Below are 21,507 nucleotides of genomic sequence, written 5' to 3'. Positions count from 1 at the left end.
TTGGATTTATGTATTTTTACAGACTTCCAATTTTTAAAATATTTTACGTTTTGATTGCACAAAGTACTATTGATACCGTTTTTGAAACTGCTCGTGTAGAGGAGGTTATTGGCGATTTTGTGAATTTAAAACGTGCCGGAAGTAACTTCAAAGGTTTGAGTCCGTTCTCTGATGAACGTTCTCCTTCGTTTATGGTTTCGCCGGTAAAAGGAATCTGGAAAGATTTTAGTACCGGAAAAGGAGGAAATTCTGTAAAATTTCTGATGGAACATTCGCAGTTTACGTATCCGGAAGCCATTCGGTATTTGGCAAAAAAATACAATATCGAAATCGAAGAAACAGAACAATCAGAAGAAGAAAAAGCCATCACAGATGTGCGTGAAAGCATGTATCTGGTATCTGAATTTGCTTCGAAATATTTTCAGGATGTACTTTTAAATTCAGAAGAAGGAAAAGCAATTGGTTATTCGTATTTTAAAGAAAGAGGTTTTACCAATGAAACCATCAAAAAATTCGCATTAGGATATTCGCCAGAAACCTGGGATGCTTTTACCAAAGAAGCCCTCGGAAAAGGATATAAATTAGAATTTCTGGAAAGTACAGGTTTAACAATTCCGAAAGAGGATCGACCTTTTGACCGTTTCAAAGGCCGTGTAATGTTCCCGATACAAAGTATGTCCGGGCGTGTTTTAGGTTTTGGAGGACGTATTTTGACCAATGATAAAAAAGCAGCAAAATATTTAAACTCTCCCGAAAGTGATATTTACCATAAAAGTAAGGTGCTTTACGGAATTTATCAGGCGAAACAATCTATTGCAAAGCAGAATAATTGTTATTTAGTTGAAGGTTATACGGATGTTATTCAGTTTAACCAGGCCGGAATTGAGAATGTTGTGGCTTCATCAGGTACCGCATTAACGCCAGATCAGATTCGGTTAATTAATCGTCTAACTCGAAATATTACCGTACTTTTTGATGGGGATGCGGCAGGATTACGGGCTTCTATTCGAGGAATTGATTTGATTCTTGAGGAAGGAATGAATGTGAGGGTTTGTAGTTTTCCTGACGGAGAAGATCCGGATAGTTTTGCCCGAAAAAATTCGCATGATGATTTAGTGGCCTATTTAGAGGAAAACAGTAAAGATTTTATACAGTTTAAAGCTTCGATTCTGATGGGCGATGCTAAAAACGATCCTATCAAAAAAGCCGATTTGATTCGGGATATGGTTACCAGTATTTCTAAAATTCCAGACCGTATTCAGCGCGAAATTTACATTCAGGAGTGTGCCAGAATTATGGATATTTCTGAGCAGGTGCTTATGAGTACATTGGCGCAGTTGATCCAAAAAGATCTTGCAGAAGTTAATAAAAAGCAAAAGCAGGAGCAAAAACCTTTTGAGGTTCATCGAAATCAAAAGCCAAAAAATACGGGTTATTCCGGAGGAGATCCAGATGATCCAAGAGTAGGACCGCCAGAAGATTATCCGGGAGAGCCGGGATATTATCAGGAACCAACTGAAAAGGTTGATATTTTATATCGTTTAGAACGAAAAGTAATCGAAATATTATTGCTTTACGGAGATAAAACAGAGCTGTTTGAAGATGTTTTAATGACGGCTAATGACGAAGGTGAAGTTGTATTTGAGACAAAAATGAAAGAATACAAAGTTTATCAGCGTATCTATCTGAGTTTGCAGGAAGATGAGGTAGAACTTTCGAATAATTTATTTCGTGATATTTTTACCGACTTAATTGCTTTCTATCATCAAAACGAAAAATTTAGTTTAGAACAATATCTGATGCGTTTGCATCCTGAATTTGCTCAGGAGGTAACGGATATTTTAATGGAAGATGAAAAAGTATCGCTGCACAATTGGGAAGGGCAGAATATTTTTGCAAAAGATAAGCATGAGACAATTGGGCAATATGTCTCTGAAACTATTTTATCGATGCGCTGGTTTTTGGTAGATAAAATTATCGAAGAATTAAAAAGCTCTATACAACCTGATAATTCAGATAATACAGAGCTTTTGTCTATGGTTGTTGATTACTCAAAATTAGTTAATTCTTTTTCGAAAAAACTAGGAAGAGTAATGTCCCGATACCATTAAATAATCTCTAAAGTCTTAGCTTTATTTACTAAATCTACTAAGTTAGTAACGTTCAATTTAGTTAACAATCTTAACTTGTAAGTACTGATTGTTTTTTCGTTAAGATTTAAGATTTTTGAAATTTCGTTGTTTTTCTTACCGTCACTTAAATAACGTAAAACCTCGATTTCACGGTTAGAAAGTTTTCGGTACAAACGTTCGCTCTTGCTTTGTTTAGCAATAAGAGCCATGTTTTTACGAACTGTTTCGTTGATAATAACTTTTCCTTCGTGTACTTTAATAATAGAAATACCTAATGTTTCAAGTTTTTCTGTTTTGTGTACATACCCGGAAACTCCAGCTTTAATAGCATTAGGAGCATACATCTGTTCTGCCAGGTCACTGAAAATCACAATTTTTGTTTTTGGGAAATTTTTCAGGATAGATTTTACTTCAAAAATACTTGAAAGTCCTTCTAATTCTAAATCTAATATTAGAATATCGATTTCTTTCGTTTGAAGAATGTCTCTAACCATAGAGAAATTACCTACATTTGCTACAATAGAAATGTCGTCGTGGTCTTTAAAATACGACTTAACGCCAAAGTGAGTCACAGGGTGGTTGTCTGCTAAACATACTTTAATCATAATTTTTACCTTTTTTAGAATTATTCATGTTTTTGGAGCTGTAAAATTAATAAATAAATTCTGTAAATAGTCGTAAAATTCTGTAAAAAATATTATTTTAACATTTCAGGGATGACACAAACCGGAATTGGGTCCATTTTATGCTTGTTATTGGTGTTTAAACGTTTATAAATTTCAAAGACAGATTTTTCTCTCCCAGTGAAGTCAGCTCCTGTTTTTCCTGAGGCTGCAGCGAGCATCGCCCATTCTAATTCATCATAACTTGCCCCTAATTGATCTTCATCTGTTCTATTATCGCCAAACAAGCCATCTGTTGGAGCTGCCGTTAAAATGGAGTCAGGAATCTTGAGAAATTCACCTAAAGCATATACATCTGACTTCATTAAATCGGCAATCGGGCTTACATCGACACCTCCATCGCCATATTTGGTGTAAAAACCTACGCCAAAATCTTCTACTTTATTTCCGGTACCGGCAACTATTAATCCGTGAATTCCTGCAAGATAATACAGGCTGGTCATTCGTAAACGAGCACGGGTATTGGCTAGTGATAAACTTATTTTGGCTTCTTCACCTGTTTGTGGCACCGCTTTTTTAAATGATTCGAAGGTTTCGGTCAAATCGGTTTCTATGTTAGAAACATTTGGAAAGCGTTTTTTTAATTGTTCAATATGTTCTCTTCCTCTCGAAACCTGACTTTCGGCCTGATGAATGGGCATTTCAACACATAAAACTGATAAACCGGTCTGAGCGCATAATGTAGAAGTTACTGCGGAGTCAACACCACCGGAAATTCCGATAACAAAACCATTTACTTTTGCTTTATTTGCATAATTTTTTAACCACTCTACAATGTAGGTATTTACTTTTTCTGTCTGAATAGTACTTTTTTTAGCCATAATAGGTCGAGTTTTAAGGTGCAGGGATGTATATTTGCACAATTATTTTTTAAGTATTAAGTTACTTAAACTTTAGCAACACAAATTTAATTAAAAATAAATGAAATTATATCGCTTAGTAATTGTTCTGTCTTTGTTTTTTTTGTCATGCGATAAAAAAACTAAAGTCGAAAAAGCAGTCGAAGAAATTCCGGTTGATATTAAAGTAGAACGTTTTGATAAAGTTTTTTTTGAAACTAAACCTGAAGATTTGGCGAAGGTTAAAAAACAATATCCTTTCTTTTTTCCTGCAGGAAATGATGATTCGGTTTGGTTGAACAAGATGCAGGACCCAATCTGGAGAGAGGTTTATACAGAAGTGCAAAAAAAATACGACAATTTTGAGCCTGTTCGTCAAGAGTTTGATGTCCTTTTTAAACACATAAAATATTATTTTCCAAAAACCAAAACACCAAAGGTTATCACCGTAATCGCTGAAATGGATTACAATGCAAAAGCAATTTACGCTGACAGTCTTGTGATTGTTGCTTTAGAATTGTATTTAGGAAAAGAGCATAAGTTTTATCAGTTTCCAAATTATTTAAAACAAAATTTTGAGGAAAGACAAATCATGCCCGATGTGGTTTCGAGTTTTTCGTACCGAAATATTGTTCCGCCAACAGATGGAAGTTTGCTTTCGCAAATGATTTTTGAAGGGAAACAATTGTATGCTAAAGATTTGTTGTTGCCCGAATATACAGATGCTGAAAGAATGGGTTATACGCCAGAACAAATAAAATGGTGTGAAGAAAATGAAAGTTATATGTGGCGCTATTTTTTAGAAAACGAACTACTGTATAGCAGTGATCCAAAATTAGCTACCCGATTTTTAGCACCTTCACCGTTTTCTAAATTTTACCTTCAGATAGATAATGATACACCAGGACGTGTAGGGGCCTGGATCGGATGGCAAATAGTACGCTCGTACATGAAAAACAATTCGGTGACTCTGGAAGAATTATTTAAAATAAATGCAAAAGAAATTTTCGAAAAATCTAAATATAAACCTAAGAAATAATGTCAGATACGATAAACTCAGAAATTAAATTCAATATAGAATTAGACGAAAACCGCGTTCCGGAAAAATTATCATGGACGGCACAGGATGGCGGTGTTCAGGCCGAAGAAGCAAAAGCAATTATGTTGTCTATTTGGGATAGTAAAGCCAAGGAAACGATGCGTATTGATCTTTGGACAAAAGATATGCCGGTTGATGAAATGAAAATTTTCTTTCACCAGACATTAGTGGCCATGTCAGATACTTTTAAACGTGCTACCGATGACGAAAAGATGTCGGACACGATGAAAGACTTCTGTGATTATTTTGCAGAGAAATTGGAATTGACGAAATAAATTTTCTAAAATTCCAAAAATAAAAATCCCAAATTCCAATTATTAAGGTTGGAATTTGGGATTTTTTTGCTCAATCTTGTCATTCCGGAGGAATCTCTAACGGCTACTAATAAACAAATCGCTGAGATTTTTCCAGAATGACAAGATTGTGATATTGGAATTTGGACCCGAGCGATAGCGAACAGGCGAAGCAATTTAAATTTTTGGAATTTATTTTTTAAAATTCGCTGTTGTTTTTAAAAACCTCCTGATTTACTTCGTCTATATAAGCTAAAAGTTCGTCTTTTCCTGTTCCTTCTGTTGATGAAGTAACAAAGTATTGAGGCATTTCTTCCCAGTTATTGGCAAACATTTGTTTTTTGTAAGCTGCAATATGTGAGTCAATTTTAGTTTTACTAATTTTATCTGCTTTAGTAAAAATGATACAAAACGGAATTTCGCTTTCGCCCATATACGACATAAATTCAATATCGATGTTTTGAGCTTCGTGACGAATATCGATTAAAACAAAAGCACAAACAAGCTGTTCTCTGGTTTCAAAATAATCCGTAATAAATTGCTGGAAAACCGATTTTGTTTTTTTAGAAACTTTAGCATAACCATAACCAGGCAAATCGACCAAAAACCAATTATTATTTATTTTAAAGTGATTGATTAGTTGCGTTTTTCCAGGACGCCCGGATGTCTTAGCCAGACTTTTGTGATTGGTTATCATATTGATTAATGATGACTTCCCCACATTTGATCTTCCTATAAAAGCATATTCCGGTAAAAAATCCTTTGGGCATTTTGATACATCAGAATTACTGATAATGAATTCGGCGGTATTAATTTTCATGTTTTTTGGTTTTAAAACCTCTTTTAAATCTTAAGAAAGCGCTATAGTTTTTTATTTACAAGCCATTGTTCAAGAATTTTATTAAATTCTTCAGGATGCTCCATCATAGCGGCGTGACCACATTTGTCTATCCAATATAAGGTTGAATTAGGCAATAATTTATTGAATTCATCAGCTACATTTGGAGGTGTAACGGCATCGTTTTTACCCCAAATGATACAAGTTTCTACGGTCATTTTAGGCAAATCTTTAGCCATATTATGACGAATAGCACTTTTAGCGATAGTAAGTGTTTTGATTAATTTTATACGATCGTTTACCGTTGCATATACCTCGTCTATTAGTTCAGGAGTTGCAACTTTTGGGTCATAAAATACATCTTCAGCTTTCTTTTTAATGTATTCATAATCACCTCTTTTAGGATAACTGTCTCCCATTGCGTTTTCGTAAAGTCCTGAACTTCCTGTTATTACAAGTCCGGCTACTTTTTCTGGATATAATTTAGTGTGGTAAAGCGCAATATGTCCGCCTAATGAGTTTCCTAGTAGAATTACTTTGTCAAAACCTTTATAAGTAATAAAGTCTTTTACGTATTTGGCAAAGCTTTTTACGTTGGTTTTTAAGATGCTTTGGGTGTAAATTGGTAAATCAGGAATAACAACTTTGTATCCTTTCGTTGGAAAATATTCGGCAACAGCATCAAAATTACTTAAGCCTCCCATTAGGCCATGTAAAATAACGATAGGAGTTCCCTCTCCAGCTTCATAATAGCTGTATTTACCTTCTTTCTTGTAGTGTTTGTCCATTTAATTTTATGCCAATTTCAATTTCGACAAATATAGGGTTTAATACATAAAAATGAATTTTTGAAAACCTTTTTTAACGACATAATTTTTTTGGGCGTATTAATTGCTTAAAAATCAGTTGTTTTTTTGTTTTAAAATGCTCTTGTTTAATGTTAAAATAGCATATTTAAGACAATTTTTTAAGAGAATTTAGCGTGCTTTTTTCGATTATTTAAGCAATTGATAATATAAACTATTAATTAGCTAACGTTCTGATTGTCCAAAAATTAGGGTTTTAGGGTAGAAAGTGGTTAAACTTATTAACAAAGTGGTAGATAGTGGTAAAATGTGGTAAAATTTTTTATATTTTTGCTCTATAACATTTTAATACAATTTCTTGAACACAATTGTAGGAACATATGAGTGTAAAGTCGATGCTAAAGGAAGGCTAATGATGCCGGCTCCTTTAAAAAAGCAACTGGCTTCTTCTCTTCAGGACGGATTTGTCTTGAAGCGCTCCGTATTTCAACAGTGTTTAGAATTGTATCCAATGGACGAATGGAACCTGATGATGCAAAAAATCAATAAACTGAATCGTTTTGTAAAAAAGAACAATGATTTTATCCGAAGATTTACCGCTGGTGTAAAAGTGGTAGAAATTGATGCTTTGGGAAGATTATTAGTTCCAAAGGATTTGGTTGGGTTTTCTGGTATCTCGAAAGATGTGGTTTTTTCATCTGCGGTTAATATTGTAGAGATTTGGGATAAGGATTTATATGAAAAATCAATAAGCGGCGAAGATATGGATTTTGCAGATCTGGCCGAAGAAGTAATGGGAAATATTAATGACGACGACAATGGAATATCATAATCCGGTTTTGCTTCATCCTACCGTTGATGGTTTAAATATTAAACCGGACGGTATTTATGTAGATGTTACGTTTGGTGGCGGTGGTCATTCAAAAGAAATTTTGAAAAGATTGGGGCCAAACGGAAAATTATTTGCTTTTGATCAGGACGAAGATGCGCTTGCCAATGCGTTGCCAGATGATAGGTTTACCTTAATTAATGAGAACTTTAGATTTATAAAAAGATTTTTGCGTTTTCATGGGGTGAAAAGTGTTGACGGAATTTTGGCAGATTTAGGAGTTTCATCACACCAGTTTGATGTTCCGGAAAGAGGATTTTCAACTCGTTTTGATGCAGATCTGGATATGAGAATGAGTCAGAAAAATGATTTGAATGCATATCGTGTTGTGAATGAATATGATGAGCAGGATTTACGTCGTGTTTTTTATGATTATGGAGAATTGAAAAACGCTCCGGCTCTTGCAAGAACTATTATAGAAGGCAGAGAGCGCTATCCAATCAAAACGACAGATGAATTAAAAGAAGTTTTGGCTAAATATTTACCAGAAAGAGTTCGAAATAAAGTATTGGCTCAAATCTATCAGGCAATTCGAATTGAGGTAAATCAGGAAATGGATGTTCTAAAAGAATTTATTGAACAATCCTTGGAGATTTTAAATCCAGGCGGAAGGTTTTCAGTGATTTCGTACCATTCATTAGAAGACAGGCTGGTGAAAAGATTCATCAAAAACGGAATGTTCGAAGGGGAGCCGGAACGTGATTTTTTCGGAAATTTTTCAGTTCCATTTAAAACCATCGGGAAATTAATTGTTCCGGATGATGCCGAAATAAAAATCAACAACAGAGCAAGAAGCGCAAAATTGAGAATTGCCGAAAAAATATAAATACAATGAAGAGTGGAGTATTTGGCATATTAAAAGCAAGATTTTTGATCAACGATGACGCTGTAAAAAACTGGCGGTTCATTGTTTTTATTATCCTGCTTGCGATCATAATGATTGCGAATACGCAACGATACGAACAAAAGGTTTTTGAAATTGCAAAACTGACAAACGAAACAAAAGAATTACGTTCGGAATTTGTTGACAGACGTTCTGAATTGATGAAGTTAAAGCTGGAGTCGAATGTGACAAATGAAATGGCAAAAAAAGAAATTTATCCATCCTCAGTTCCTCCGGTAAAAATAGAAATTGTAAAAGAAGAAGAAAAAAGTTTCTTTAAAAGAATATGGCAGTAGAAGATAAACATATATCCTACAGAATTTACCTCGTAGCAGTTTTCATCTTTTTGATGGCAATTGCTATTGTCGTTAAGTTGACCAATATTCAATGGGTTGAAGGAGATCATTACAGAAAATTAGCCAAACAGCGTACAGTAAGGAATTTTGTAATTCCGGCTAATAAAGGAAATATTTATTCGGCAGACGGAAGTCTTTTGGCTACATCAATTCCAAATTACGAAATACGATTTGATTCTAAAGCTCCAAAAACAGAAACTTTTGAAGAATTTGTAAAACCATTATCAGATTCATTGGCTACTGTTTTAGATAAGTCAAGCAGTTATTTCGAAAACGAATTAAGAAAAGCAAGGGCTAATAATAATCGTTATTATTTAATAGCCCGCAAGTTGAGTTATACGGATTATATGAAGATTAAAAGTTTTCCATTGTTTAACAAAGGAGCTTTTAAAGGAGGAATAATCATTGAGCAGGAAACTGTAAGAGAACATCCGATAGGTAAAATTGCAGAAAGAACCATCGGTTATGATCGTATTGACCCGGCGACAGGAGTTGAAGTAGGAAAAGGAATTGAATGGGCTTTTAAAAGTTACCTGAATGGTAAGGATGGTAAAATTTTGAAGCAAAAAATAGCCAAAGGGCAATGGAAACCCATTCGTGATGTAAACGAAGTAGATCCCCAAGATGGTTATGATGTTATCTCTACGATTGATGTTTTTATACAGGATATTGCGCATCATGCTTTGTTGAAACAATTACAGGATTATCAGGCAGATCATGGTTGTGTTGTGGTGATGGAAACGGCTACTGGACATGTTAAAGCCATCTCGAATTTAGGAAGAGCAAAAGATAGCTCATACTACGAAACCACAAATTATGCAATAGCAGAATCACACGAGCCTGGTTCTACTTTTAAGTTAGTTGATTTAATGGCAATTTTAGAAGATAAAGTGGCAGATACCAGTAAGGTTTATGATTCGCATGGGGGTGTGGTGAAGTATTACGGAAGATCTGTTCGTGACTCTCATCAAGGAGGTTATGGCAAAATTTCATTAGCCAGAGGATTCGAACTTTCATCAAATACAGTTATGGTTCAGGCGGTTTATGATAATTACAAAAACAACCCGAAAAAATTTGTTGACCATATTAGAAGTTTTGGATTGAATAAAACTTTAGGATTGCATTTTAAAGGAGAAGGAAGAGCTTATATTCCATATCCTGGAGAAAAAGGCTGGTCAGGTATTTCGCTTCCTTGGATGGCAATGGGGTACGAGGTTTCAGTCACACCAATGCAGACTTTAACATTGTATAATGCTGTTGCGAATAATGGCGTTATGGTAAAACCGCAGTTTGTTTCAGAAATTAAAGAATGGAACAAAACCATTAAGAAATTTGATGTAGAGGTTTTAAATCCAAAAGTTTGTTCGCCGGAAACGCTTAAAAAAGTAAGAGCAGTTTTGCAAAATGTGGTTAAAAAAGGAACAGGATCAAAGTTGTATTCGAAAGATTTTTCTATGGCAGGAAAAACAGGTACAGTTCAGATGAATTATGGTGGAAAAGCAGGAAAGTCGGCGTTGTATTATGCTTCTTCTTTCGTGGGATATTTTCCAGCCGATCATCCTAAATATTCTTGTATTGTAGTAGTTCATAAACCTAATACAGCTAAAAATAATTATTACGGAGCTGATGTTGCCGGACCTGTTTTCAAGAGAATTGCGCAAAAAATATTTACTGATGCTCCTTCAACGAATAAAGTAAAACAGTTGGATTATAAGATTCCAAAACAGGAAAATAGTTATAATAACTATACAGTTTTAGTAAATAAAAAACACAAAGGTATTCCGAATTTAAAAGGAATGCCAGGAATGGATGCTGTTGCTTTATTAGAGAATCTTGATTTGAAAGTAAAAATTATCGGAACAGGAAAAGTTAAAAAACAATCGATCCAGCCAGGGCAAAATATTGTAAAAAACACAACTATAGTATTAGAATTATCGTGAAAGTACTAAAAGACATATTATACAAAGTAGCTATTGAATCTGTAACGGGTTCAACGGAAATTGCTATTCATAAAATTGATTTTGATTCTAGAAAAATTGAAACCAATGACGTTTTTGTGGCTATTCGCGGATCACTTTCGGACGGACACGATTATATTTCAAAAGCAATTCAGTTAGGCGCTATTGCAATTATCTGTGATACTTTGCCGGAAATTCTGGAAAAAGGAATTACCTATATACAAGTAAAAGATACCAATTCGGCATTGGCTTTTATGGCGGCTAATTATTTTGGAAACCCTTCTGAAAAATTAAAATTAGTGGGTGTAACCGGAACAAATGGTAAAACTACAATTGCATCTTTATTGTTTCAATTGTTTGAAAATGCAGGTTTTAAAGTTGGTTTATTATCTACGGTTAAAATCATGGTAGATAAAACGGAGTACAAAGCAACGCACACAACACCAGATTCTATTACAATCAATCATTATTTGAATGAAATGATCGAAGCTGGCGTGACACATTGTTTTATGGAAGTGAGTTCGCACGGAATTCATCAAAAAAGAACAGAAGCTTTGCATTTCGTGGGAGGAATTTTCACCAATCTTTCGCACGATCATTTAGATTATCATCCCACTTTTGCAGAATACAGAGATGTCAAAAAATCATTTTTTGATTCTTTGCCTAAAACAGCTTTCGCATTGTCGAATATCGACGATAAAAATGGTGCGGTAATGATGCAAAATACCGTAGCGAGAAAACGTACGTATGCGTTAAAAACTTACGCTGATTTTAAAGCGATTATTTTAGAAAGCCAAATGTCTGGTTTATTATTAAAAGTAAACGACAATGAAATTTGGGTAAAACTTATCGGAACTTTTAATGCTTACAATGTTTTAGCCATCTACGGAACGGCAATAGAATTAGGGATGGAAAGTCTGGAAGCGTTACGCTTACTGTCTGATTTAGAAAGTGTTTCGGGGCGTTTTCAGTATGTGGTTTCAGAAAGTAATATCACTGCTATTGTGGATTATGCACATACGCCAGATGCTTTGGAGAATGTTTTAAAAACAATCGAAGATGTAAGAACCAATAATGAACAATTGATTACAGTTGTGGGTTGTGGAGGAAACAGAGATACGACCAAAAGACCAATTATGGCAAAAATTGCTACAGATTTAAGTGATAAAGCAATTTTGACATCTGATAATCCCAGAAACGAAAATCCGGAAACAATTCTGGATGAAATGGAAGTTGGTGTAGAACCACAGAATTACAAAAAAATGTTACGCATAACCGATAGAAAGCAGGCTATAAAAACAGCATGTCAATTGGCTCAGCCTAACGATATTATTTTGATTGCCGGAAAAGGACATGAAACGTATCAGGAAGTAAATGGAGTACGTCATCATTTTGATGATATGGAGACAGTAAAGGAAATTTTAGAACAACTCGGAAAATAAAAAAATGAAAATTCCAAATTCCAAAAATCCAGTTAGAAAGCTGGAATTTGGAATTTAAAAGATTGGAATTTAAATTCAAAATTGGAATTTAAAATAAAAAGATATGCTATACTATTTATTTGAATATTTAGACAAAACAATGGATGTGCCAGGAACAGGAGTTTTTCAGTACATCACTTTCAGATCAGCTTTAGCATTAATGCTTTCGTTGCTTTTGTCAACGATTTACGGAAAAAGAATCATCAACTTTTTGAGGAATCAACAAGTTGGGGAAACTGTTCGTGAGCTTGGTTTAGCAGGTCAGAATGAAAAGGCAGGAACTCCAACTATGGGTGGACTGATTATCATTTTTGCAACACTTGTGCCTGTTTTGTTATTTGCCCGTTTGCATAATATTTATATCGTATTGCTTATTGTAACCACGCTTTGGATGGGAACCATTGGTTTTGTAGATGATTATATCAAAATATTCAAGAAAGATAAACAAGGCCTTAAAGGAATTTTTAAAGTTATTGGTCAGGTTGGTTTAGGAATTATCGTTGGAGCAGTACTTTATTTTAATCCGGCGGTAACTGTTAGAACAGATACTGGCAGAACTGATATTTACAAATCAGCGAACACTACTGTCGTTTTACCGGCTCCGGTTGAAGAAAAATCAACAGCAACAACAATTCCTTTTGTGAAAAATAACGAATTTGATTATGCTGAAATTTTAGCTTTCACTGGTGAAGGATACGAAAAATGGGCCTGGTTGATTTTTATTCCAGTAGTGATTTTTATCATCACAGCGGTTTCAAACGGAGCCAATCTTACTGATGGGATTGATGGTCTCGCAGCTGGAACGTCAGCAATTTCAGTCCTCGCACTCGGAATATTTACGTTTGTTTCTGGAAATATTATTTTCTCGAATTACTTAAATATCATGTACATCCCCAATTCGGGAGAAATGACGGTTTTTATATCTGCTTTTGTAGGTTCATTGATTGGATTTCTTTGGTATAATTCATATCCCGCATCTGTTTTTATGGGAGATACAGGAAGTTTAACCATTGGTGGAATCATTGCAGTTTTGGCAATAGCCGTTCGAAAAGAGTTATTGATTCCGTTATTGTGTGGAATCTTTTTGGTCGAAAATTTCTCAGTGGTATTGCAGGTAGCGTACTTTAAATTCACTAAAAAACGTTTCGGAGAAGGCCGAAGAATTTTTCTGATGTCGCCTTTGCATCATCACTATCAGAAGAAAGGGTATCATGAAAGTAAAATTGTAACACGTTTCTGGATTGTTGCCATCATGTTAGCCATATTGTCAATCGTTACTTTAAAACTACGATAGATGAGACTAGTAGTTTTAGGTGGAGGAGAAAGTGGTGTAGGTACTGCTATCCTGGGGAAGAAAAAAGGATTCGAGGTTTTTGTATCGGATTTTGGAAAGATAAAAGAGAGTTACAAAGAAGTTCTTATAATTAACGGAATTGCCTGGGAAGAGGAAAAACATACCGAAGACCTGATTTTGAATGCCGATGTGGTCATGAAAAGTCCAGGAATTCCAGAGAAATCGCCTATAGTAAAAAAACTAGTGGCTGCCGGAATAAAAGTGATTTCGGAAATAGAATTTGCGAAACCTTTTACCGAAGCTCTGACCATCGGAATTACGGGTAGTAATGGTAAAACGACCACCACGATGCTTACACATCATTTGCTAAAATCAGCTGGTTTGAATGTAGCATTAGGAGGAAACATCGGAAAAAGTTTTGCCTGGCAGGTAGCCGAAAATAAATACGATGCGTATGTTCTGGAACTAAGTAGTTTTCAGCTTGACGGAATTATAGATTACAGGCCGGATATTGCCATTATAACCAATATTAGTCCGGATCATTTAGACCGATACGAATATAAATATCAAAATTACATCAATTCTAAATTTAGAATTACGATGAACCAGACCGAAAGTGATTATTTGATTTACGATGCAGATGATGAGGCAATTGGTGAATGGTTAAAGAGTAACAAAACAAAAGCTAAATTAATTCCTTTTTCATTGTCGAAAGAATTCAGTGAAGGAGCTTCTATAAAAAACAACAAAATGGAAATAAAGATTAACCAAGAAGAGTTTACAATGGAAACAGAATACATTGCGTTAGAAGGAAAACATAATATGAAAAACGCAATGGCAGCAAGCTCTGTAGCAAAATTGATGCAAATTAGAAATGCAACAATTCGCGAAAGTTTATCTAATTTTCAAGGTGTTGAACACCGTTTAGAAAAAGTTCTAAAAATTCAGAATGTACAATACATTAATGATTCAAAAGCTACGAACGTAAATGCTACTTTCTTTGCTTTGGATAGTATGAATGTGCCAACAGTCTGGATTGTTGGTGGAGTTGACAAAGGAAATGATTATAACGAATTGATGTCATTGGTTCGCGAAAAAGTAAAAGCCATTATTTGCCTTGGAGTTGATAATCATAAAATCATCAATGCTTTTGGTGATGTAGTAGATATTATGGTTGAAGTAAACAATATGACCGATGCTGTGAAAACAGCACAACGTTTAACAGAAAAAGGCGATGCGGTTTTATTGTCTCCAGCCTGTGCAAGTTTCGATTTATTCGAAAACTACGAAGACAGAGGGAAGCAGTTTAAGCAAGCGGTACATCACTTGTAATTTTAGATTGCAGAGTTTAGATTTTAGATTTTCTAAACGATGAATTAAAATAAATATCAAGTTCTTATTGAAGTATGACGACAGATGAAATGAAGTTGAGAACTAAGAAGTTTTCTCTCATGATAATTGATTTAGTAGAAAAATTGCCAAACACAAATGTGATAAAAGCTATTGGAAATCAAATTGTGAGAAGTGGGACTTCGGTTGGGGCAAATTACTGAGCAGTTTGCAGAGCCAGAAGTGATAGAGAATTTTGTCAAAAATGAATATTGTTTTAGAAGAAGCAGATGAAACTTTATTTTGGTTAGAAATTATAATTGAAAAAATGTGGGTTGATAAATCTGAATTAGAAATAATTTGGAAAGAAGGAAATGAGTTAACGGCCATTTTTGTGAGCAGTTTAAAAACAGTAAATAATAGAATCAATAAATAAATTAAAACGCGATGATTTTAGAAATAATCTAAAATCTAAAATAAGAAATCTAAAATTATGAAGGAGCTCGTAAACAAATTAAAAGGAGATAGAGTAATATGGTCATTCGTGGCTTTATTAGCACTGTTTTCGTTTATGCCTGTTTTTAGTGCGAGTAGTAATTTGGCCTACTTAGGTCACGGAACGGGAAATACCTTAGGTTATTTGGTCAAACATCTGGCTCATATTTGTATTGGTTTCCTTATTATTTATTGGGTGCATAAAGTGCCGTATCATTATTTTAGAGCGATTTCAAAAATTGCTTTGCCTGTTGTCTGGATCCTTTTGGTTTATACCTTATTAAAAGGAACCGTAATTGCAGGTGCCAATGCAAGTCGTTGGATTCAGGTGCCTTTCATCGGTATTACGTTTCAAACGTCAACAATGGCAGCGATTGTGTTGTTTATATTTGTAGCACGTTATTTATCGAAAACCAAAGAAGAAAACGAGCCATTTCAAACCTCACTGATACAGCTTTGGGTACCAGTTTTTATTACGTTAGCACTTATTTTACCAGCAAACTTTTCGACCACAGCGTTGATTTTTACAATGGTAATTATGTTGACATTTATTGGGAAATATCCGTTGAAATATATTGGTTTCATTATAGGCTCCGGAGTAGTGATGCTGGTGTTCTTTTTGCTTATTGCAAAAGCATTTCCAGATTCAAGATTTTTCAGCAGGGTAGGAACCTGGGGAAGTCGTATCGAAAATTTTACGACAGACAAGCCAGACGAAGATGATTATCAGATAGAAAAAGCAAAAATAGCCATTGCTTCCGGAAGATTGGGAGGATTAGGACCAGGAAAAAGTGTTCAGAAGAACTTCTTGCCACAATCGTCTTCCGATTTTATTTATGCCATTGTAGTCGAAGAATATGGTTTGGTTGGGGGAGTATCGATATTGCTTTTGTATTTATTGTTGTTATTCCGATTTGTAATAGCTTCACACAAAGCGACAACGCTCTTTGGAAAACTAGTCGTCGTCGGGCTCGGATTTCCGATGATATTTCAGGCGATGATTAATATGGCAGTTGCGGTAGAATTATTGCCGGTTACAGGACAAACACTTCCGTTAATCAGTAGTGGTGGTAGTTCGATCTGGATGACTTGTTTTTCTCTCGGAATTATCATTAGCGTGACGAAAAAAGACGAAGAAATTGCCGAAGAAAATTTAGAAAAAGAAAAAAGAAAAGAAGCACTGCAACGATTAATTGACAGAGAATTATCTGAAGAAGATTTACCGATAGACGAACACGAAGAAATGTATTCGATTGAAGATAATTCCAGAAATCCAATGGAAGCAGTTCTTAACAAATAAAACAATTAAAAAGGTTAATTTTTAAAGCGTTATAACTTTTAAAAAAAATGACAAAGTATAAATTCATATTAAGCGGTGGCGGAACGGGAGGACATATTTATCCCGCAATTGCTATTGCAAACGAATTAAAACTACAATTTCCTGATGCAGAATTTCTTTTTGTAGGTGCCAAAGATAAAATGGAAATGCAAAAAGTGCCACAGGCAGGTTACGAAATTAAAGGTCTTTGGATTGCTGGAATACAACGAAAAATTACGTTTCAAAACCTGATGTTTCCTTTTAAACTCATAAGCAGTTTACTGGATTCAAATAAAATTATCAAGAATTTTAAACCTAACGTGGTGATTGGTACGGGAGGTTTTGCAAGTGGGCCATTGTTGAGAGCTGCGGGTTCGGCCGGAATTCCGACTGTTATTCAGGAACAAAATTCGTTTCCGGGAATTACCAATAAATTGTTGAGTAAAAAAGCCAATGCAATTTGTGTGGCTTACGAAAATTTAGAACGTTTTTTTCCAAAAGAGAAAATAGTATTAACCGGTAATCCGGTTCGCCAGGATCTTATAGATATTGATAGTAAAAGAGACGAAGCTATTGCGTTTTACAATTTAGATCAAAACAAAAAAACACTTTTGGTTTTGGGTGGAAGTTTAGGTGCCAGAAGAGTCAATCAATTAATCGAAAAAGAATTGCAAAATATACTTTCGCAAGAGGTTCAGATTATCTGGCAATGCGGAAAATTATATTTTGAAGAGTATAAAAAATACAATCAGCCAAATGTAAAAGTGGTTGATTTTATCGAAAGAATGGATTTTGTTTACGCTGCAGCGGATGTGATTATTTCAAGAGCCGGAGCGTCATCGGTATCGGAATTATGTATTGTGGGTAAACCTGTAATTTTTATTCCGTCACCAAATGTTGCTGAAGATCATCAGACCAAAAATGCTCAGGCAATTGTTGATGCAAAAGGGGCTATCTTATTGAAAGAAACAGAATTGGAAAGTCAGTTTGGTATTGTTTTCGAAGCTTTATTGAAAGACGAAGGAAAGCAAAAACAGCTTTCTGTAAACATTAAAAAATTGGCTATGCCAAATGCTACAAAAGATATTGTGGCTCAAATTATAAAGTTGATATAATATAATTTTTTTCGAAAATTATAGAACATCAACAAAAAACAGAATCTTATTTTAGGTATTCTGAGGTATAATAAACAATGAAAGTGTAAAGGCTTAATTGTTAGTTTTTTATAGAATATAACTAATAAATTAAAGCTCAAAAATAAATTAAAATGAATTTAAGTCAGATACAAAACGTTTATTTTATTGGCATCGGAGGAATCGGAATGAGTGCTTTGGCCCGTTATTTTAAAAATATCGGAAAAAAAGTTTCAGGTTACGATAAAACACCTTCAATGCTTACAAACGAGTTGATTGAAAGTGGTATTGATATTCATTTTGAAGATAATATTAGTTTGATTCCGAGTGATTATTACACGGAAAACACCTTGGTGATTTTTACCCCTGCTGTTCCTAAATCGCATTCAGAATGGAATTATTTTATTGAAAGAAATTACGAAGTAAAAAAACGTGCTGAAGTTCTGGGGATTATTACAAAAGATACGTTTTGTTTTGCAGTAGCGGGAACACACGGAAAAACAACTACGTCAAGTATTTTAGGACATATTTTATTCGAAAGTGGAGCAGATGTTACGGCTTTTGTGGGCGGAATTGTAGAGAATTACAATTCGAATTTAATTGGAAGCGGCAAAACCGTAACCGTTGTTGAAGCAGATGAATTTGATCGTTCGTTCCTGCATTTGCACCCCAATATAGCCTGCGTAACCTCTATGGATGCGGATCATTTGGATATTTATGGAACCAGTGAAGCAATCGAGGAATCCTTCGTAGAATTTGCTTCGAAAGTAGCGGATAAAAAAAATCTTTTCATAACCAAAGAATTGCCATTAGAAGGCGTTCAGTGTGCCATAAATGAAGAGGCAGTATATAAAGCTTTTAATGTGAGAATCGAAGACGGAAGTTATGTTTTTGATGTGCAGACGCCATCAGAAATCATGAAGGATTTGCGTTTTGGATTGCCCGGAAAGCACAATTTAATGAATGGGTTGATGGCTATTGCAATGGCTAAAACGTTTGGCACCCCGACCGACTCCATTGCAAAAGCTATTGCCTCATTCAACGGAATCAGAAGACGTTTTTCATATCAAATAAAAACTGAAAATTTAGTTTATATAGATGATTATGCGCATCATCCAACAGAGATAAATGCAGTGCATCAGGCCGTTAGGGAATTGTATCCGGGACGTAAAGTTCTGGCGATTTTTCAACCGCATTTATTCAGCAGAACAAGAGATTTTATTGATGGTTTTGCCGAAAGTTTATCAAAGTTTGATGAAGTGCTTTTGATGGATATTTACCCGGCACGTGAATTGCCAATGGAAGGAGTTACTTCTGAATGGCTGTTGGGAAAAATGACAAATTCGAACAAAAAAATTGTTGCAAAAGAAGATTTATTAGCGACTATCAAAGCCAGTGATGCGCCAATAATTGTAACAATAGGAGCTGGAGATTTAGGAGAAATGGTTCCATCAATCAAAAAAATGCTCAATGAAACTATTTAATTGGACAAACATTCGATTACTGCTCATTTTTGGGCTGGTGCTTTTTTTGTATTCTTTTGCTCAGCATAAAAATGGAGAGAGAAAACTGAGAAAATCAGCTGTTATATTTGTAGGGGAAAACCCTGTTTTTGTTAAGAAAGAAACGGTTAATAAATTGTTGATAGAAAATAAATCGGATGCTTCAGGCATTAAAAAAGAAGAGTTAGATTTGAATAAAATAGAGAAAACCCTTGATGCGCAAGAGATGATCGAAAAATCGGATGTCTTTGTAAGTATTGATGGTGTTCTGAAAGCAGTAATAAAACAGAAGACCCCGATCGCCCGTATTTACGATGGTGATAGGTCTTTTTATATTGATTACAAGGGTGGTACAATGCCGCTTTCTGATAATTTCACTGCCAGAGTTCCTCTTGTTTCGGGGACAATTAATGAAAAAAATAACAAAGAACTAGCTACTTTATTTCGCACAATTTATGACGATGCGTTTTTGAAAAAAAACATCATTGCAATACAAATTATGCCTAATGGTAGCTTAAAAATGTTTAATAGAAATTATAATTACTTCATTGATTTTGGAAGAACAATGAATGCAGAGCAAAAATTTAAAAATTATAAAGCTTTTTTTCAGAAAGCAGTTTTAGACAGCTCGCTTTATAAATATAGTAAAATTGATCTGAGGTTTACGGAACAAGTAGTTTGCACAAAATAATAGAAAATGGGAAAAGATAACATTGCAGTAGGTCTAGATATTGGAACAACCAAAATAGTTGCCATGATAGGCAAGAAGAACGAGTATGGAAAGCTTGAAATTTTGGGAATTGGAAAATCCAAAAGTTTGGGTGTAGCGAGAGGAGTTGTAAACAACATTACGCAAACTATTCAGTCGATTCAGCAAGCGATTATTGAAGCTGAAAATAATTCAGGTTATAAAATTAAAGATGTAGTTGTGGGTATCGCAGGACAACACATCAGAAGTATTCAGCACACAGATTACATTAGTCGTAGTAATCCGGAAGAAGTAATTGGCGAAAACGACATTCAGCTTTTGATTGACCAAGTTAATAAACTGGCCATGTTACCAGGAGAAGAAATTATTCACGTTTTGCCGCAAGAATTTAAAATTGACGGTCAGTCTGAAATAAAAGAGCCAATCGGAATGTACGGCGGAAGATTAGAATCTAGTTTTCACGTAGTGGTTGGACAGGCTTCTTCTATCAGAAATGTTGGAAGATGTATCCAAAGTTCAGGAATCGAATTGTCCGGATTGACATTAGAACCTTTAGCTTCGGCGGATGCAGTTTTAAGTCAGGAAGAAAAAGAAGCAGGAGTAGCACTGATTGATATTGGTGGTGGAACAACAGATTTAGCCATTTTTAAGGATGGAATCATTCGTCACACAGCTGTAATTCCTTTTGGAGGAAATGTAATTACAGAAGATATTAAAGAAGGTTGTTCGATTATCGAGAAACAAGCAGAGCTTTTAAAAATAAAATTTGGTTCGGCCTGGCCGGGAGAAAATAAGGACAACGAAATTGTTTCTATTCCTGGATTAAGAGGCAGAGAGCCAAAAGAGATTTCGCTTAAAAACTTATCAAAAATTATTCATGCCCGAGTGGTTGAAATTATAGAACAGGTTTTTGCTGAAATTAAGGCTTACGGACACGAAGATCCACGTAAAAAATTAATTGCCGGAATCGTGCTTACAGGTGGTGGTGCTCAACTAAAACACATCAAACAATTAGTAGAGTATATTACTGGTATGGATACCAGAATTGGTTATCCAAATGAGCATTTAGCCGGAAATTCAAGCGAAGAAATCTCAAGCCCGTTATTTGCTACTGCAGTAGGTTTAGTAATGAATAGTATTGAGAATAGTACACAAAGTGCTGTGAGAATGGAGATTGTAAATGAGCAGACAAAAGTGGTTTACAGAAATGCGCCACAGCCCGTACAACAGCGATACGAAGTAGAAGAAAACTACGTTGAAAGAGTAGAAACTATCGAAGATGACATCAGAGAAGTTCGAAACACAGCGGTAAAAGAAGAATCTACGGAAACGAAAATAAGAAGATCATTTTTTGACCGTTATGTCGATAAAATCAAAGATTTTTTAGACAACGCAGAATAAATTAGAATAGTAAGAAAAGGAATTACTTTTTGCCCCAAGTCAAGAAGTAAAAAATGTATTTAATAAGAA

General features: G+C 34.8%; 21 protein-coding genes. 17 read left to right on the top strand and 4 right to left on the bottom strand.

Translation table 11 applies throughout. The features are described from left to right. Positions 1-50 precede the first annotated feature (50 nt). The gene (gene dnaG, locus GON26_RS12885; protein ID WP_160375174.1) at positions 51-2,111 is read left to right on the top strand and encodes a DNA primase; all 2,061 of its coding nucleotides are present in this window, start codon (positions 51-53) and stop codon (positions 2,109-2,111) included. Here the strand turns inward: dnaG and GON26_RS12880 are convergent. Continuing rightward, positions 2,108-2,737 (bottom strand): response regulator transcription factor, encoded by a 630-nt coding sequence (locus GON26_RS12880; protein ID WP_160375173.1) that lies wholly within the window; start codon positions 2,735-2,737, stop codon positions 2,108-2,110. The genes dnaG and GON26_RS12880 overlap by 4 nt on opposite strands. 92 nt (positions 2,738-2,829) lie before the next feature. After that, positions 2,830-3,636 (bottom strand): NAD(+) synthase, encoded by an 807-nt coding sequence (gene nadE / locus GON26_RS12875; RefSeq protein WP_160375172.1) that lies wholly within the window; start codon positions 3,634-3,636, stop codon positions 2,830-2,832. A gap of 100 nt (positions 3,637-3,736) precedes the next feature. Here nadE and gldB point away from each other — a divergent pair, with 100 nt between their 5' ends. Then, positions 3,737-4,693, top strand: a complete 957-nt coding sequence (gene gldB, locus GON26_RS12870; protein WP_160375171.1) for a gliding motility lipoprotein GldB — start codon at positions 3,737-3,739, stop codon at positions 4,691-4,693. Further along, complete coding sequence (gene gldC / locus GON26_RS12865; RefSeq protein WP_160375170.1) at positions 4,693-5,028, top strand: gliding motility protein GldC; 336 nt, start codon at positions 4,693-4,695, stop codon at positions 5,026-5,028. The genes gldB and gldC overlap by 1 nt, the downstream gene beginning before the upstream one ends. 217 nt (positions 5,029-5,245) lie before the next feature. Here gldC and yihA read toward each other — a convergent pair whose 3' ends face one another. Next, positions 5,246-5,866 (bottom strand): ribosome biogenesis GTP-binding protein YihA/YsxC, encoded by a 621-nt coding sequence (gene yihA / locus GON26_RS12860; RefSeq protein ID WP_160375169.1) that lies wholly within the window; start codon positions 5,864-5,866, stop codon positions 5,246-5,248. A gap of 41 nt (positions 5,867-5,907) precedes the next feature. Next, positions 5,908-6,672, bottom strand: coding sequence for an alpha/beta fold hydrolase (locus GON26_RS12855; RefSeq protein WP_160375168.1), 765 nt, complete (start codon positions 6,670-6,672; stop codon positions 5,908-5,910). A 376-nt stretch (positions 6,673-7,048) separates the two neighbouring features. Here GON26_RS12855 and mraZ point away from each other — a divergent pair, with 376 nt between their 5' ends. The 14 genes from mraZ (at position 7,049) to ftsA (ending at position 21,438) form a co-directional block, all read left to right on the top strand. After that, a complete protein-coding gene (mraZ, locus tag GON26_RS12850; RefSeq protein WP_160375167.1) occupies positions 7,049-7,522 on the top strand; it encodes a division/cell wall cluster transcriptional repressor MraZ in 474 nt (157 codons plus the stop codon). Further along, positions 7,497-8,405, top strand: coding sequence for a 16S rRNA (cytosine(1402)-N(4))-methyltransferase RsmH (rsmH, locus tag GON26_RS12845; protein WP_202110873.1), 909 nt, complete (start codon positions 7,497-7,499; stop codon positions 8,403-8,405). The genes mraZ and rsmH overlap by 26 nt, the downstream gene beginning before the upstream one ends. A 5-nt stretch (positions 8,406-8,410) precedes the next feature. Next, a complete protein-coding gene (locus GON26_RS12840; RefSeq protein ID WP_160375165.1) occupies positions 8,411-8,758 on the top strand; it encodes an FtsL-like putative cell division protein in 348 nt (115 codons plus the stop codon). After that, positions 8,749-10,758: a penicillin-binding protein gene (locus GON26_RS12835; RefSeq protein ID WP_160375164.1), complete on the top strand. Its 2,010-nt coding sequence runs from the start codon at positions 8,749-8,751 to the stop codon at positions 10,756-10,758. Before GON26_RS12840 ends, GON26_RS12835 begins: the two co-directional genes overlap by 10 nt. Beyond that, entirely contained in the window at positions 10,755-12,218 is a 1,464-nt protein-coding gene (locus tag GON26_RS12830; protein WP_160375163.1) for a UDP-N-acetylmuramoyl-L-alanyl-D-glutamate--2,6-diaminopimelate ligase, read from the top strand. Before GON26_RS12835 ends, GON26_RS12830 begins: the two co-directional genes overlap by 4 nt. A 103-nt stretch (positions 12,219-12,321) precedes the next feature. Next, positions 12,322-13,551, top strand: coding sequence for a phospho-N-acetylmuramoyl-pentapeptide-transferase (gene mraY, locus GON26_RS12825; protein ID WP_160375162.1), 1,230 nt, complete (start codon positions 12,322-12,324; stop codon positions 13,549-13,551). Beyond that, positions 13,552-14,883: a UDP-N-acetylmuramoyl-L-alanine--D-glutamate ligase gene (murD, locus tag GON26_RS12820; RefSeq protein ID WP_160375161.1), complete on the top strand. Its 1,332-nt coding sequence runs from the start codon at positions 13,552-13,554 to the stop codon at positions 14,881-14,883. Between the two features lie 74 nt (positions 14,884-14,957). After that, a complete protein-coding gene (locus GON26_RS21780) occupies positions 14,958-15,104 on the top strand; it encodes a four helix bundle protein (RefSeq protein WP_317164711.1) in 147 nt (48 codons plus the stop codon). 41 nt (positions 15,105-15,145) lie between these two features. Next, entirely contained in the window at positions 15,146-15,316 is a 171-nt protein-coding gene (locus GON26_RS21775; RefSeq protein ID WP_262885435.1) for a four helix bundle protein, read from the top strand. A gap of 57 nt (positions 15,317-15,373) precedes the next feature. Further along, on the top strand, positions 15,374-16,675 hold the full coding sequence (locus GON26_RS12810; protein WP_160375160.1) for an FtsW/RodA/SpoVE family cell cycle protein: 1,302 nt from the start codon (positions 15,374-15,376) through the stop codon (positions 16,673-16,675). 47 nt (positions 16,676-16,722) lie between these two features. After that, positions 16,723-17,808 (top strand): undecaprenyldiphospho-muramoylpentapeptide beta-N-acetylglucosaminyltransferase, encoded by a 1,086-nt coding sequence (gene murG / locus GON26_RS12805; protein ID WP_160375159.1) that lies wholly within the window; start codon positions 16,723-16,725, stop codon positions 17,806-17,808. A 152-nt stretch (positions 17,809-17,960) separates the two neighbouring features. Then, complete coding sequence (gene murC / locus GON26_RS12800; protein WP_160375158.1) at positions 17,961-19,310, top strand: UDP-N-acetylmuramate--L-alanine ligase; 1,350 nt, start codon at positions 17,961-17,963, stop codon at positions 19,308-19,310. Further along, entirely contained in the window at positions 19,297-20,019 is a 723-nt protein-coding gene (locus GON26_RS12795) for a cell division protein FtsQ/DivIB (protein WP_160375157.1), read from the top strand. Before murC ends, GON26_RS12795 begins: the two co-directional genes overlap by 14 nt. Positions 20,020-20,025: 6 nt before the next feature. Continuing rightward, positions 20,026-21,438, top strand: a complete 1,413-nt coding sequence (gene ftsA / locus GON26_RS12790; RefSeq protein WP_160375156.1) for a cell division protein FtsA — start codon at positions 20,026-20,028, stop codon at positions 21,436-21,438. Positions 21,439-21,507: the final 69 nt, after the last annotated feature.

Source organism: Flavobacterium hydrocarbonoxydans, from assembly GCF_009789235.1.
Taxonomy (GTDB): Bacteria; Bacteroidota; Bacteroidia; order Flavobacteriales; family Flavobacteriaceae; genus Flavobacterium; species Flavobacterium hydrocarbonoxydans.
Note: the sequence above shows the minus strand (reverse complement) of the source record. Positions and strands in the feature narration are given on the sequence as shown.

Excerpts from the sequence above, each read along its gene's own strand:
- GON26_RS12880 (WP_160375173.1), bottom strand. The coding sequence starts at position 2,737 with ATGATTAAAGTATGTTTAGCAGACAACCACCCTGTGACTCACTTTGGC.
- nadE (WP_160375172.1), bottom strand. The coding sequence starts at position 3,636 with ATGGCTAAAAAAAGTACTATTCAGACAGAAAAAGTAAATACCTACATT.
- gldB (WP_160375171.1), top strand. The coding sequence starts at position 3,737 with ATGAAATTATATCGCTTAGTAATTGTTCTGTCTTTGTTTTTTTTGTCA.
- gldC (WP_160375170.1), top strand. The coding sequence starts at position 4,693 with ATGTCAGATACGATAAACTCAGAAATTAAATTCAATATAGAATTAGAC.
- yihA (WP_160375169.1), bottom strand. The coding sequence starts at position 5,866 with ATGAAAATTAATACCGCCGAATTCATTATCAGTAATTCTGATGTATCA.
- GON26_RS12855 (WP_160375168.1), bottom strand. The coding sequence starts at position 6,672 with ATGGACAAACACTACAAGAAAGAAGGTAAATACAGCTATTATGAAGCT.
- rsmH (WP_202110873.1), top strand. The coding sequence starts at position 7,497 with ATGACGACGACAATGGAATATCATAATCCGGTTTTGCTTCATCCTACC.
- GON26_RS12840 (WP_160375165.1), top strand. The coding sequence starts at position 8,411 with ATGAAGAGTGGAGTATTTGGCATATTAAAAGCAAGATTTTTGATCAAC.
- GON26_RS12835 (WP_160375164.1), top strand. The coding sequence starts at position 8,749 with ATGGCAGTAGAAGATAAACATATATCCTACAGAATTTACCTCGTAGCA.
- mraY (WP_160375162.1), top strand. The coding sequence starts at position 12,322 with ATGCTATACTATTTATTTGAATATTTAGACAAAACAATGGATGTGCCA.
- murD (WP_160375161.1), top strand. The coding sequence starts at position 13,552 with ATGAGACTAGTAGTTTTAGGTGGAGGAGAAAGTGGTGTAGGTACTGCT.
- GON26_RS21780 (WP_317164711.1), top strand. The coding sequence starts at position 14,958 with ATGACGACAGATGAAATGAAGTTGAGAACTAAGAAGTTTTCTCTCATG.
- GON26_RS21775 (WP_262885435.1), top strand. The coding sequence starts at position 15,146 with ATGAATATTGTTTTAGAAGAAGCAGATGAAACTTTATTTTGGTTAGAA.
- GON26_RS12810 (WP_160375160.1), top strand. The coding sequence starts at position 15,374 with ATGAAGGAGCTCGTAAACAAATTAAAAGGAGATAGAGTAATATGGTCA.
- murG (WP_160375159.1), top strand. The coding sequence starts at position 16,723 with ATGACAAAGTATAAATTCATATTAAGCGGTGGCGGAACGGGAGGACAT.
- murC (WP_160375158.1), top strand. The coding sequence starts at position 17,961 with ATGAATTTAAGTCAGATACAAAACGTTTATTTTATTGGCATCGGAGGA.
- GON26_RS12795 (WP_160375157.1), top strand. The coding sequence starts at position 19,297 with ATGAAACTATTTAATTGGACAAACATTCGATTACTGCTCATTTTTGGG.
- ftsA (WP_160375156.1), top strand. The coding sequence starts at position 20,026 with ATGGGAAAAGATAACATTGCAGTAGGTCTAGATATTGGAACAACCAAA.